Consider the following 12,418-nt stretch of genomic DNA (forward strand, 5'->3'; position numbering starts at 1 on the left):
CTTTTGATTATGCCAGTTTCGCTGCCCGGAGTTCCGGTTCGGGCATCGAGTCCTCCCAGAGCCAGTAGCGGATCTCGCCCTCGCACCTGAAATTCACGACCTCATGGTTTCCCTTGGCATCGACGGCATGGATCACCACGCCGGCGAGGAAGCCGGAGGAAAGTTCGTCGAGCTCTTCGACAGCCAGCTTGACGGCGTCGGAGAGTGAGTAGCCGAGCTTCAACGCCAGCACGACGGTCCGGGCCGTCGAGCATCGCATCGTCATTTCGCCCGTATGCGTGCATGCTGCGGCGCCATAGCGGCTGTCGGCATAGAAGCCGGCACCGGGGATCGGGCTGTCGCCTAGGCGGCCGGGATACTTCCACGCCCAGCCGGAAGTCGACGTTGCCGCATGGATGCCGCGCGCGGAATCCGCCGACAGGAACACCGTCGTGTCGCGAACGCGCTCGGGGTCGGTGATGGTGCGGCTGAGAGGCGCCAGCGCGATGTTCGGGAATTTCGCCAGTTCCTCAGGCGACAGTTCCTTTTCAAGCCGTTCCCACCAGACGCGCTTGCTGTCTTCGAACAGCACGTCGTCTTCCGAGAAACCGATTTCAGTGGCAAAGCGCCGGGCGCCGTCGCCGGTCAGCATGACGTGGGGGAGGCGTTTCATCACCTCGTGGGCGAGGCGAGCCACCGGCAGCGTATTCGGCACGGCTCCAACCGTGCCGACCTCGCGCGTGTTGCCGTCCATCACGGCGCCGTCGAGTTCCATGTTGCCAAGCATGTTGGGCCAGCCGCCGTAGCCGACGCTGCGGACCTTGACTTCGCTCTCAACCTTGCTGATGCCGGCGACCATCGCATCGAGGCTTATCGCGCCGTCCCGCAGCATCTCGACGGAGGTCGGGAAACCCGGCCAGGCTTCTTTGTTGGCCAAAAGCAGCATGAAAACCTCTAATCTTTGCGCATCTTGGAAAGGAACTGGGCAACACGCGGCTGCGTCATGCCGCCATCGGCGGCGAAAAATTGTTCGGTCGGCAGATCGACCAGCAGTCTGCCCTTGTCGAGAAACACGATCCGGTCGGAAATCTGCCGCGCGAACTCGACCTCGTGCGTGACGAAGAGCATCGTCGTGCCTTCCTGCGCCAGCTTGGCGAGGATCGTCAGCACCTCGGCCGTCATCTCCGGATCGAGCGCGCTGGTGACTTCGTCGAGCAGGAGATAGCGCGGCTGCATCGCAAGGGCGCGGCAGATGCCCACCCGCTGGCGCTGGCCGCCGGAGAGTTGCGCAGGATAGGCATCGGCGCGATTGCCGAGGCCGACGGAGTCAAGCAGGGCACGCGCGGTCGCTTCCGCCTCTGCGCGCGGTTTCTTCAGCACTTCGATGGGCGCCAGCGTGATGTTGCCGAGCACCGTCATATGCGGATAGAGATTGAACAGCTGGAACACCGTGCCTGAGCGCTTGCGCGCTTCCGCCAGTTCCCTGGGCTTGCCGACATCGAACTCGTCGACCGTGATCCGTCCGGCATTCAGCTTCTCAAGGCCGTTGATGCAGCGGATCAGCGTCGACTTGCCGGAGCCGGAAGAGCCGAGAATAGAAACCACTTCGCCCGGTTCGATCTTCAGGTCGATGCCGTCGAGGACGGTGGTATTCCCGAAGGCCTTTTGGACCTTTTCAACTTTGATCATATCAGAGCCCTCTCCAGGCGCTGTGGGCACGAAGGCGATTTTCGAAGCGCGACCCGAGCAGCGCAACCAGCTTGGCGGCGGCGTAGTAGAGAAGTCCGACAGCCGTCCAGACGACAAAGGGCTTCAGCGTTCGCATGTTCAGGATGTTGCCGATCTTGGTCAGGTCAACGACGCCGATGACCGATATCAGCGACGTGACCTGCAACTGGTTGACCAGCAGCGCGATCAGCGGGCCGATCGCGAATGCCGCCGCCTGCGGCGCGACGACATGGCGGAGCACCTGCCAGCGCGTCAGCCCGAAGACGCGTGCCGCCTCGATCTGATCCCGACTGATGGACTCGATCGCCGAGACGGCAATCACGTAGACAAAGGCTGCGGTGTTGGCGGAAAGGGTGATGGTCGCAGCCGTGACCGGCGTCACGCGGATGTGGAAAAGGCCGGGCAGACCAAAGAACACCAGGAACAGCTGCACGAGCACCGGTGAGTTCTTCAGCAGTTCGGAGACAAAGGTGACGATCTCGCTCAGCACCGGGAAGCGGTAGTAGCGGATGATCGCCCAGCTGATGCCGATCAGCAGACCGATGAGCGATGTCGCCAGGAAGAGCGCGACGCTGACGCCGAGCCCTTGCGCCAGCAGCACGAAATCGTAGGTGGTAAAATCCGTGAAACGCATCAGGCAACCGCCTCCATCATGTCGCGGTTCAGGCGACGGTGCAGCAGCGTGATGCCGAGGGATACCAGATAGGTCAGCATCGCATAGACGACGAGCAGCACCACATAGACCTCGAACGGCCGATATGTCTGCGACACGACGATCTGCGCCGACCCTGTCAATTCATTGAGCGTGATTGTCGAAAGGATCGAGGAGGTGAGGATCATGTTGATCAGCACCGAGCCGAGCGGCCGTACCGAGGTCCTGAGCGCAATCGGCAAGACGATGCGCGTGAAAATCACTCGCCGCGAAAGACCGCTGACCTCGGCTGCTTCGATGATCCCCTGATCGATCGCCAGGATTCCCGCGCGGATGACATCCGACGCATAGGCGCCGCCTGCGATCGACAATGCGATGACCCCGGTGGTGAAGGCATCGATGTAGATGCCGATCTCCGGCAGGCCGTAGTAGAAGAAAAACAGCTGCACGATGAAGGGGACGTTGCGAAAGATATCGACATAGACGAAGGCGATCCTTCGCAACGATGTCGACGATGATGTACGGGCGATGGCGACGAATGCGCCCATCACCACGCTGCCGATAAGCGCCAGCGCGCACGCCTGCGCCGTCAGAAGTGCGCCCTGCGCCAGGAAGCCCAGATGAGGCAGGAGAATCGACAGGTCTAACCGCACCATCTTTCCATTTGCATGAGTGAAACCGGTTTCATCGTGCCGTTCACATTGTGGATTGTCAACAACCCCGCGGAAAAATCCTGATACATGCGACGGTAATAAGCAGCTCAGTGGGGTGTTTCCACGATTTTTTTCGCGGAGATGGAAGGGTGGATCAATGGGGACTGCCCATTCCCTGCTGCGTCGGATAGTTTCTCGCCACGTTCACAGGGCAGATAACATGAGCCACCTCCCACAGATCGACTACGACACCGCTTCCGACGAGATTCGCGCAGCACACGACGAAGAGGTGAGCGTCCGCGGACGCATGACCAACATGAAGCGGACGCTGCTGCATTCGCCGGCCGCGCACCGCATCTATGCCGAGTGGTTTACACTGCGCGCCGAACTCTCCGTCATCAGCGATCGCCCGATCTGGATCTTTTCGCATGCGATTTCGAAGGCGAGCAAATCGAAGATCGCCGTCACCTTTTTCCGCCGTGCGCTCATCAATGCCGGCTTCGACCCGCAGGCGCTGGAACTGTCGGAGGAGGAGGCTCTTCTCGACGCCTTCGGCAAGGCGATCGTGGCCGATTCCAACGCCATCCCGGCCGATATCTGGGCGAAGTTGAAAACCCGCTACGACACGAGGACGCTGGTCGATCTCGTCGCCTTCGCCGGCATCATGATTGCTACCGCCGTTTTCAACAATGTGGTGGAGGTAGACTTCGATCCCGAACTCGAAGCCTTCGCCGAAACGCCAGACTGAGCTGAAAGTCGCCGGCAGGGGGTAGCACCGGCTGCCAATTCACGGTGCCAGATGCGACGAGGATGAACGAAAACGATATTCCAAATGTTTTCAATCGGTTGGCGGAACCATTTTCCCCTGGCATCCTCGTCTCACTTTGCCCGTGCGATCATCCCCTCGTTCCGTCATCGGATACCCCGCAAGGCGTTGCGGCGAGACGGGACCGGCGCCGGGTGGTTGGGAACGACGCATGCTCTCTCACCCGGAGTCCGCGGAAAATGGTCTCCCTCCGGAGNTCCCCGCTGCTTGATACCGTGCGATCATCTCCCTGTCCCGTCATCGGATACCCCGCAAGGCGTTGCGGCGAGACGGGACCGGCGCCGGGTGGTTGGGAACGACGCATGCTCTCTCACCCGGAGTCCGCGGAAAATGGTCTCCCTCCGGAGACGGCGGTGTGGCGAGAATGCCTCGTCGAGTTGAGCTCCGGACGTGCCTGTGTGGCACACAAGGCCCCTCCAGGGGGAAGCGCAGGCTTCTCCCGACGAAGGTCAGGAGGGGGATGCCAGGTAGCACAGGACGAGCGCCGGAAGACGCCAGTCCTTGCCGCGCGTGCGAAAATGCAGCNGGCGGTGTGGCGAGAATGCCTCGTCGAGTTGAGCTCCGGACGTGCCTGTGTGGCACACAAGGCCCCTCCAGGGGGAAGCGCAGGCTTCTCCCGACGAAGGTCAGGAGGGGAGCCAGAGGGATCGGAGTTGCGGGCATAAACCGCCGAACGGGGCGCTGGGAAGCGCCATATTTACTCTACTCTCACGCGGCAATTTCCAGTGCCCCGTCCGAGCAAGCCAGCATCGTCACACCACGGGTGAAAACCGCGTGACCGCGAGGCCGCGTCTGGTCGTTACCCGAGCGGGTGGCTAGACCGCTTTCAGGTCCCCGAGCAATGTCGGGATCAGTTCCGAAACGGTCGGATGGATCGGCACGGCCCACTTCAGCACGGGGTAGGGAGATCCTGAGTGCATGGCGCCGATGAAGCCATGGATCGCCTCGTCACCCTCGATGCCGAGGATCGCCGCTCCGAGGATCTGCTGGGTTTGCGCGTCCGCAATCACCTTCATGAAGCCCTTGGTCTCGCCCCGCTCGTTGGCGCGGCCGACGCCGCTCATCGGGCGGGTGGAGATCATGATCTTGCGGCCGGAGGCGCGGGCCTGCTTCTCCGTCATGCCGACGCGGCCGAGTGGCGGGTCGATGTAGAGCGCATAGGCCGGGATGCGATCGCTGAGCTTGCGGTCCTCGCCGTCAAGCAGATTGGCCGCGACGATTTCGAAGTCGTTGTAGGACGTGTGGGTAAAGGCGCCATGGCCGTTGCAATCGCCAAGCGCCCAGATGCCCTCGACGTTGGTGGAAAGCTTGTCGTCGACGGTGATGTAACCCCGCTTGTCGGTCACGACGCCGGCGACATCCAGCCCGAGATCATCGGTGTTCGCGACGCGGCCGGTGGCAATCAGCACATGGCTAGCCTCGACATCAGGCAGGCTTTGTCCGATCGTGACCTTGATCCCGCCGCCCGCCTTGGTGAAAGCGATGCCGTCAGCATCCGTGTGAATGGCAATTCCTTCGGAGCGAAGAATATCCGCTATCGCATCCGAAATATCGGCATCCTCGCGGGAGGCCAGCTTCGGGCCGCGTTCGACGACGGTCACCTCCGCGCCGAACCGGCGATACATCTGGGCGAACTCCAGACCGATATAGCTGCCGCCGATGACGACGAGATGTCGCGGCAGGCTGTCCAGATCGATGATCGACGTGCTGGTGAGATAGTCGATATCCGCGATCCCCGGCATGTCGGGGATGGTCGGTCGGGCGCCGACATTCAGGAATATCCGCGGCGCCGTCAGCCGCTCCCCTTTGACCGTGATCGTCTTCGCATCCTCGAAACGGGCCTGCCCGTAAATGACGGTTATCCCGTCCATGCCATCGAACCACCCGATCAGGCCGTTGCGCGCGTTCATGATCACTGTTTGCGCCCGCTGGCGGACGACCGCCATGTCGATCCCGATCTCGCCCGGGATCTTGACGCCATACTCGCCGCCACGTCTGGCGACATGCGCGGCACGGGCGCTCGCCACCAGCGTCTTCGTCGGCATGCAGCCGGCATTGACGCAGGTGCCGCCGAGGAACTTGCGTTCGACCAGCGCCACCTTCATGCCCTTCTCGACCATCCGCGCAGCGAGGAACGGGCCTGCTTGGCCCGCCCCGACGACGATGGCGTCGAAGCTGCGCATCAGACCGCCGCCACGATCAGCAGAGCGACGACGATGGCTATCGCGTCTTCGATAAGTGCCGCTGGGGCGTCCTTGCCGAAGGCGGCCGCAAGCTTGCTGCGTCCGGCGGCTCCGCCGAACGTTCCGACGACGGCGCCGATGGCACCCGCGATCAGGCCACCCAGCAGCGAACCGCCCGATGCGCCGATCGTCGCGCCGCTCAACGCGCCCATGATGATGCGGGCGCTGAACTGCATCGCGACCTTGCGCGACGGCGTCGACGGCAACTGGTCGGTGATCAGCTCGACAATGGCGAGCAGGGTGAATACCCAGGGTGTCCACCGGTATGCCATGAAGGCAAGCGGCGACTGCGAAACGTCGAACCATCCTAGCGCCGCGCCCCAGGCGACGGCGGCAGGTGCCGTCATGGCCCTGAGACCCGCAACGATACCAATCAGAAATGCAAGAAGCAGAAGCATGTGCAGTCCCCCATGCCGCGGCAATGTCATCGCGGTCACGGGAAGCTTGCATATTGTTGCGCATCTTTCAATTTGCGCGACGAACATTGTGCCTCAATTGACCGGACTTATCGTTTCACCCACGGCGGCACGAAGCGTACATCCTCCCCAGCCACCGCTTCGCGCAGAAAGTCGATGACGGCGCGAACCCGCGGTGATTGCCGGAGATCCTGATGGCAGGTGATCCAGTAGTGCCGCGTGAGATCGATCTCCCCCGGCAGCACGATCTCGAGCTCGGGATAGCGGCTGGCGAAAAAATACGGGAGAATGCAAAGGCCGAGCCCGTTTCGTGTCGCCGTCAACTGCGCAAAGATGCTGGAGCTCTGGAATTGCGGCTTGATGCGCGGGTGGACGTCGCCGAGGTAATCGAGGCCGGGCGCGAAGATCATCTCCTCGATGTAGCTGATGAAGGGATGCCGCAGCAGATCATCGCGGCTGGTTACCGGGGCATGTCTGGCCAGATAGTCCCGCGAGCCGTAGACCTGCAGATGATAGTCCGTCAGCTTCTCGGAAAAATACGGGCCACCCTTCGGCTCATCGAGCACAACGGAAATATCCGCCTCCTTGCGCGACAGCGACATGATCTGCTGGATCGTCACCAATTCCAGCGACAGGTGCGGATGCTGTGCGGCGAACCGCGGCAGGACGCTCGCGAAGAAGAAGTTGGAAAACCCTTCCGGCGCGCTCAGCCGCACGACGCCCCGCTGCGTCATCGACCCATCGGCAAGATCGGCGCGCAACCGCTCGGTCTCCTGCTCCATCTTTTCGGCCGTTTCGACGAAGCGGGCGCCCATCGCCGTCATGACATAACCGCGGGGATTGCGCTCGAACAGTTTGACCTTGAGCGCAAACTCCAGACGGTCGATGCGCCGGGAAACGGTCGCATGGCTGGTGCGCAGTTGCCGGGCTGCGGTCGAAAGCTGGCCTGTGCGGGCAACCGCCAGAAAGAACTGGAGATCGTCCCAGGTGAATTGCGGCGGGTTGCTCATCCACGCTCCTTGCCTGCCGGAGATCCTGCTGCCGCAGTCACTTGGTCTTTCGTCTAATGACGCGCTGCCTGCACAAGGCAGCGGACTGCCCTAACTTGTTTCGCAAGCCGCCCAACGACTGCATTTGTTGGGATGCTGGCCTGTTCCGACAATCAACGTGTTCAAAAATGAACAGATACTGTTTGGAATTAGTTGTAAAGCGGCCTTGCCTCGTCCCGGTAATTCCGTGATCGTAAGCCATGCACTGGCCGCTTTGAGGAGAGCGGCTGGCCAAATTTGAACAGATCTGCATTCTGCCAATCTCTGGGAGGAGAGACATATGCGTAAGAATCTCATTGCGTCCCTGGCATTCCTGCTTGCAAGCAGCACCGCGGTGCTCGCTGACGGCGCATCCGACAACAAGGTGAAGATCGGTATCCTGAACGACCAGTCGGGCGTCTATGCCGACTTCGGCGGCAAGTCTTCGGTCGAGGCCGCCAAGATGGCGGTCGAGGATTTTGGAGGCAAGGTGCTGGGTGTGCCGGTCGAGATCGTCGATGCCGACCACCAGAACAAGCCTGATATCGCTTCCAACATCGCCCGGCAGTGGTACGACACCGAACAGGTCGATGCGATCATGGAGTTGACGACCTCGTCGGTGGCGCTCGCCGTCCAGGCGGTCGCCAAGGAAAAGAAGAAGATCGATATCGTTACCGGTGCAGCGACGACGGATCTGACCGGCAAGGCCTGCTCGCCCTACGGCTTCCATTGGGCCTACGACACGCATGCGCTTGCTGTCGGCACCGGCGGCGCGCTGGTCAAGCAGGGTGGCGATACCTGGTTCTTCCTGACCGCCGACTACGCCTTCGGCTATTCGCTGGAGCAGCAGACGAGCGACTTCGTCAAAGCGAACGGCGGCACCATCGTCGGTTCGGTGCGCCACCCGCTGTCGAGCCAGGATTTCTCGTCCTTCCTGCTGCAGGCCCAGTCTTCCGGCGCCAAGGTGATCGGCCTTGCCAATGCCGGTCTCGACACCGCCAACGCCATCAAGCAGGCGGCCGAATTCGGCATTACCCAGGGCGGCCAGCGCCTGGCGGCATTGCTGTTCACGCTGGCAGAAGTGCACGGTCTCGGGCTCGAGGCGGCGCAAGGCCTTACGCTGACGGAAGGTTATTACTGGAACCGCGACGACGAGAGCCGCGAGTTCGGCAAAAAGTTCTTTGCCCGCACCGGCAAGATGCCGAACATGATCCACGCCGGCACCTACTCGGCCGTGCTGCAATATCTGAAAGCTATCCAGAAGGCCGGTACCGACGACACCGAAGCCGTTGCCAAGGAACTGCATGCAATGCCGGTCGACGACGTCTTCGGGCGCGGCGGCACCGTCGGCCCGAACGGTCGCATGATCCACGACATGTATCTGCTGCAGGTGAAAAAGCCCGCCGACAGCAAGGAGGCGTGGGACTACTTCGATGTTCTCGCGACCATTCCCGGCAAGGAAGCCTATATCGATCCGGCCAAGAGCGGCTGCGATCTGGTAAAGTAGACAACCATGGCGGTCACTGCGCAAGACATTCAGACGAAGCCGCGGGTGGTGCTTTCCGCCCGCGGCCTTCGACGGGATTTCGGCGGCTTTACAGCTGTCAAGGATGTCGATCTCGACGTGCATGATGCATGTGTGCATGCGCTGATCGGCCCGAACGGCGCCGGCAAGACAACGGTTTTCAACCTGCTTACCAAGTTCCTGCAGCCCACATCGGGCAGGATTACGCTGATGGGAACCGACATCACCAAAACGTCGCCGGACAAGGTGGCGCGGATGGGACTGGTGCGCTCCTTCCAGATTTCGGCGGTCTTTCCGCATCTCACCGTGATCGACAACGTCCGCGTCGCCCTGCAGCGGCCGAACAACCTGTCGACGCAGTTCTGGCGGCCGATGTCGGCGCTGGATCGGCTGACCGACCGCGCCGAGCAGCTGCTGGCGAAAGTGGGATTGTCGAAGGAACGCGATGCGATCGCCGCCGACCTCTCCTATGGCCGCAAGCGTGTGCTCGAGATTGCAACCACGCTGGCGCTCGACCCCAAGGTACTGCTGCTTGACGAGCCGATGGCCGGCATGGGGCAGGAAGATGTCAGCGTCGTCTCGGCCATCATCCGAGATGTCGCCCGTGATCATGCCGTCTTGATGGTCGAGCACAATCTTTCGGTTGTCGCCGATATCTGCCAGCATGTTACCGTGCTCCAGCGTGGCGAAATCCTGGCCGAAGGCGACTATGCGACGGTCAGCGCCGATCCGCGTGTCCGCGAGGCCTACATGGGCACGGAGGAAGGCTGATGGCGGCACTTCTGGACGTTCAGGGGCTGAATGCCTGGTATGGCGAAAGCCACATCCTGCACGGCGTCGACATGCGTGTCGGCGAGGGTGAGACGATCACCATCCTCGGCCGCAACGGCGTCGGCAAGACGACGACGCTGCGCACCATCACCGGTATCGTCCGGGCCCGGAAGGGCAAGATAAGTTTCGGCGGTGCCGACATGATGCAGGTCCCGCTCCACAAGACGGCGCATCGCGGCATCGGCTTCGTGCCGGAAGAGCGCGGCATCTTCTCGACGCTTACGGTGTCCGAGAACCTGACGCTGCCGCCCGTTGTTGCCGCGGGAGGCATGACTCTCGACGAGATCTACGAGCTGTTTCCGAACCTCTACGAGCGGCGCAACAGCTCCGGCACCAAGCTCTCGGGCGGCGAGCAGCAGATGCTGGCGATCGCTCGCATCCTGCGAACGGGCGTCCGCATGCTCCTCCTCGACGAGCCGACCGAGGGACTGGCGCCGGTCATCGTCCAGCGGATCGGCGAAGTCCTGAAAAAACTCAAGGAACGGGGCATGACCATTCTGCTGGTCGAACAGAATTTCCGCTTCGCTAGCCGGATCGCCGATCGCTTCTATCTTATGGATCACGGAAAGATGGTGTCGGAATTCCCCGTCGGCGAACTGCCGCAGCGAATGGATACGCTGCACAAGGTTCTGGGAGTGTGATCTGATGACAATGATCTTCGGCATTCCCCTGCAGGCGTTCATGGGCCAGCTTCTGATCGGCCTGATCAACGGTTCCTTCTACGCGCTGCTCAGCCTCGGCCTTGCCATCATCTTCGGCCTGCTGCGCGTCATCAATTTCGCCCATGGGGCGCAATACATGCTCGGCGCCTTCGTCGCCTATCTGCTGCTTGCGTACCTCGGCATCGGCTACTGGCCGTCGCTGATCCTCGCGCCGATCATTGTTGGTCTCGCCGGCGCCGTGGTCGAGCGGCTGTTTCTGCGGCGGCTCTACGATCTCGACCCGCTTTACGGGCTGCTCTTCACCTTCGGCCTTGCGCTCGCGGTCGAGGGCACATTCCGCTATCTCTACGGTTCTTCGGGCCAGCCTTACGCGCAACCCGCCGCCCTTACCGGGGCGGTCAACCTCGGCTTCATGTTTCTGCCGATCTATCGCGGATGGGTCGTCGTCATGTCGCTGGTCGTCTGCATCGGCACCTGGCTGCTGATCGAGAAGACCAAGCTCGGCGCTTACCTTCGCGCAGCCACGGAAAACGCGACTCTGGTCCAGGCGTTCGGCGTCAACGTGCCGGTGCTGCTGACGATGACCTACGCGCTCGGGGCCGGGCTGGCCGCCTTCGCCGGCGTGCTCGCCGCGCCGATCTACCAGGTGTCGCCGCTGATGGGCTCGAACATGATCATCGTCGTCTTTGCCGTCGTTGTCGTCGGCGGTATGGGCTCGATCCTCGGCGCCATCATTACCGGCTACATGCTTGGCATCGCCGAAGGCCTGACCAAGGTCTTCTATCCGGAAGCCTCGAACATCGTGATCTTCGTGATCATGGCGATCGTGCTTCTCATCCGGCCCGCGGGCCTATTCGGCCGGGATGCGTGAGATGACGGACATCACCGAAACGATCCGCGCTGAAAAGAGCCGCACCGCAATGTCGGTCCAGGCCGGGTTCCTTGTCATCGGCCTGCTGTTGCTCCTGCTGGCGCCGTTCTTCTTCTACCCGATTTTCCTGATGAAGCTGCTTTGCTTCGCGCTCTTTGCCTGCGCCTTCAATCTGCTGCTTGGCTACACCGGGCTGCTGTCGTTCGGCCATGCCACCTTCTTCGGGGGAGCGGCCTATTTCACCGCCTATACGGTGAAGGAGTGGGGCGTGCCGCCGGAACTCGGCATCCTGATCGGCGTTGCCGGCGCGGCTTTCCTCGGCCTCGTCATGGGTTTCTTCGCGATCCGCCGTCAGGGTATCTATTTCGCCATGATCACGCTGGCGCTGGCGCAGATGTTCTTCTTCTTCTGCCTGCAGGCCAAATTCACCGAGGGCGAAGACGGTATCCAGTCGGTGCCGCGCGGCCACCTGTTCGGCTTCATCGATCTCGGTAACTCGATCAACATGTATTACTTCGTGCTGGCGGTGTTCATCATCGGCCTGTTGATCATCTGGCGCTTCGTCAATTCGCCCTTCGGCATGATCCTGAAGTCGATTCGCGAGAACGAACAGCGAGCAATCTCGCTCGGCTATTCCGTGGCGCGCTACAAGCTCGGCGCGTTCGTGATGTCGGCCGCCCTTGCCGGGTTAGCCGGCGCGGTGAAGTCGCTGGTCTTCCAGTTCGCTACACTCACCGACGTTGCCTGGCAGATGTCCGGGGAGGTGATCCTGATGACACTGCTCGGTGGTATCGGTACGCTGATCGGCCCGGTGTTCGGGGCAGGTCTGGTCGTCGTGCTGCAGAACTATCTCGCGACCTCGGAATTCCCGGTTACCATCATCACCGGCGTCGTGTTCATGGTCTGCGTGCTGATCTTCCGCCGCGGTATTATCGGCGAATTCTACGCCTCGCGTATCGGTCGGAAACTGGGCTTCGTTTACCGCCGCTGACCTGCGGCTGGAT

13 protein-coding genes are annotated in these 12,418 nt (G+C 61.8%); 6 read left to right on the forward strand and 7 right to left on the reverse strand.

Annotated elements, in window-relative coordinates:
- Positions 1 to 7 precede the first annotated feature (7 nt).
- From ASC90_RS17365 to ASC90_RS17380, 4 genes are read right to left on the reverse strand one after another with little or no spacing between them, the layout of a single operon-like run.
- Positions 8 to 925, reverse strand: a complete 918-nt coding sequence (locus ASC90_RS17365) for an isoaspartyl peptidase/L-asparaginase (protein WP_056542838.1) — start codon at positions 923 to 925, stop codon at positions 8 to 10.
- Positions 926 to 933: 8 nt separating this feature from the next.
- Positions 934 to 1,668 (reverse strand): amino acid ABC transporter ATP-binding protein, encoded by a 735-nt coding sequence (locus ASC90_RS17370; protein WP_056542840.1) that lies wholly within the window; start codon positions 1,666 to 1,668, stop codon positions 934 to 936.
- A gap of 1 nt (position 1,669) precedes the next feature.
- Complete coding sequence (locus tag ASC90_RS17375) at positions 1,670 to 2,341, reverse strand: amino acid ABC transporter permease (protein WP_056542842.1); 672 nt, start codon at positions 2,339 to 2,341, stop codon at positions 1,670 to 1,672.
- A complete protein-coding gene (locus ASC90_RS17380; protein ID WP_244480407.1) occupies positions 2,341 to 3,015 on the reverse strand; it encodes an amino acid ABC transporter permease in 675 nt (224 codons plus the stop codon). The genes ASC90_RS17375 and ASC90_RS17380 overlap by 1 nt, the downstream gene beginning before the upstream one ends.
- Positions 3,016 to 3,232: 217 nt before the next feature.
- Between ASC90_RS17380 and ASC90_RS17385 the strand changes: the two genes are divergently transcribed.
- Entirely contained in the window at positions 3,233 to 3,760 is a 528-nt protein-coding gene (locus ASC90_RS17385) for a hypothetical protein (RefSeq protein ID WP_056542844.1), read from the forward strand.
- Positions 3,761 to 4,653: 893 nt separating this feature from the next.
- Here the strand turns inward: ASC90_RS17385 and ASC90_RS17390 are convergent.
- The 3 genes from ASC90_RS17390 to ASC90_RS17400 all read right to left on the reverse strand — a co-directional run bounded on the left by ASC90_RS17390 (position 4,654) and on the right by ASC90_RS17400 (position 7,507).
- Entirely contained in the window at positions 4,654 to 6,021 is a 1,368-nt protein-coding gene (locus ASC90_RS17390; protein WP_056542846.1) for an FAD-containing oxidoreductase, read from the reverse strand.
- A complete protein-coding gene (locus ASC90_RS17395; protein ID WP_056543576.1) occupies positions 6,021 to 6,479 on the reverse strand; it encodes a hypothetical protein in 459 nt (152 codons plus the stop codon). The genes ASC90_RS17390 and ASC90_RS17395 overlap by 1 nt, the downstream gene beginning before the upstream one ends.
- A 107-nt stretch (positions 6,480 to 6,586) precedes the next feature.
- A complete protein-coding gene (locus ASC90_RS17400; protein WP_056542848.1) occupies positions 6,587 to 7,507 on the reverse strand; it encodes a LysR family transcriptional regulator in 921 nt (306 codons plus the stop codon).
- Between the two features lie 319 nt (positions 7,508 to 7,826).
- Here ASC90_RS17400 and ASC90_RS17405 point away from each other — a divergent pair, with 319 nt between their 5' ends.
- Genes ASC90_RS17405 through ASC90_RS17425 form a run of 5 tightly spaced genes read left to right on the forward strand, consistent with a single transcriptional unit; the run spans position 7,827 to position 12,405 of the window.
- Complete coding sequence (locus ASC90_RS17405; protein WP_056542850.1) at positions 7,827 to 9,032, forward strand: ABC transporter substrate-binding protein; 1,206 nt, start codon at positions 7,827 to 7,829, stop codon at positions 9,030 to 9,032.
- Positions 9,033 to 9,038: 6 nt separating this feature from the next.
- The gene (locus tag ASC90_RS17410) at positions 9,039 to 9,821 is read left to right on the forward strand and encodes an ABC transporter ATP-binding protein (protein WP_056542852.1); all 783 of its coding nucleotides are present in this window, start codon (positions 9,039 to 9,041) and stop codon (positions 9,819 to 9,821) included.
- A complete protein-coding gene (locus ASC90_RS17415; protein WP_056542854.1) occupies positions 9,821 to 10,522 on the forward strand; it encodes an ABC transporter ATP-binding protein in 702 nt (233 codons plus the stop codon). The genes ASC90_RS17410 and ASC90_RS17415 overlap by 1 nt, the downstream gene beginning before the upstream one ends.
- Before the next feature lie 4 nt (positions 10,523 to 10,526).
- Complete coding sequence (locus tag ASC90_RS17420; RefSeq protein WP_056542856.1) at positions 10,527 to 11,414, forward strand: branched-chain amino acid ABC transporter permease; 888 nt, start codon at positions 10,527 to 10,529, stop codon at positions 11,412 to 11,414.
- 1 nt (position 11,415) lies between these two features.
- Positions 11,416 to 12,405 (forward strand): branched-chain amino acid ABC transporter permease, encoded by a 990-nt coding sequence (locus ASC90_RS17425; RefSeq protein WP_056542858.1) that lies wholly within the window; start codon positions 11,416 to 11,418, stop codon positions 12,403 to 12,405.
- Positions 12,406 to 12,418: the final 13 nt, after the last annotated feature.

It is taken from the genome of Rhizobium sp. Root1220, from assembly GCF_001426265.1.
In the GTDB taxonomy this organism is placed as follows: domain Bacteria; phylum Pseudomonadota; class Alphaproteobacteria; order Rhizobiales; family Rhizobiaceae; genus Rhizobium.

Coding starts and splice junctions, on each gene's coding strand:
- ASC90_RS17365 (WP_056542838.1), bottom strand. CDS start 925: ATGCTGCTTTTGGCCAACAAAGAAGCCTGGCCGGGTTTCCCGACCTCC.
- ASC90_RS17370 (WP_056542840.1), bottom strand. CDS start 1,668: ATGATCAAAGTTGAAAAGGTCCAAAAGGCCTTCGGGAATACCACCGTC.
- ASC90_RS17375 (WP_056542842.1), bottom strand. CDS start 2,341: ATGCGTTTCACGGATTTTACCACCTACGATTTCGTGCTGCTGGCGCAA.
- ASC90_RS17380 (WP_244480407.1), bottom strand. CDS start 3,015: ATGGTGCGGTTAGACCTGTCGATTCTCCTGCCTCATCTGGGCTTCCTG.
- ASC90_RS17385 (WP_056542844.1), top strand. CDS start 3,233: ATGAGCCACCTCCCACAGATCGACTACGACACCGCTTCCGACGAGATT.
- ASC90_RS17390 (WP_056542846.1), bottom strand. CDS start 6,021: ATGCGCAGCTTCGACGCCATCGTCGTCGGGGCGGGCCAAGCAGGCCCG.
- ASC90_RS17395 (WP_056543576.1), bottom strand. CDS start 6,479: ATGCTTCTGCTTCTTGCATTTCTGATTGGTATCGTTGCGGGTCTCAGG.
- ASC90_RS17400 (WP_056542848.1), bottom strand. CDS start 7,507: ATGAGCAACCCGCCGCAATTCACCTGGGACGATCTCCAGTTCTTTCTG.
- ASC90_RS17405 (WP_056542850.1), top strand. CDS start 7,827: ATGCGTAAGAATCTCATTGCGTCCCTGGCATTCCTGCTTGCAAGCAGC.
- ASC90_RS17410 (WP_056542852.1), top strand. CDS start 9,039: ATGGCGGTCACTGCGCAAGACATTCAGACGAAGCCGCGGGTGGTGCTT.
- ASC90_RS17415 (WP_056542854.1), top strand. CDS start 9,821: ATGGCGGCACTTCTGGACGTTCAGGGGCTGAATGCCTGGTATGGCGAA.
- ASC90_RS17420 (WP_056542856.1), top strand. CDS start 10,527: ATGACAATGATCTTCGGCATTCCCCTGCAGGCGTTCATGGGCCAGCTT.
- ASC90_RS17425 (WP_056542858.1), top strand. CDS start 11,416: ATGACGGACATCACCGAAACGATCCGCGCTGAAAAGAGCCGCACCGCA.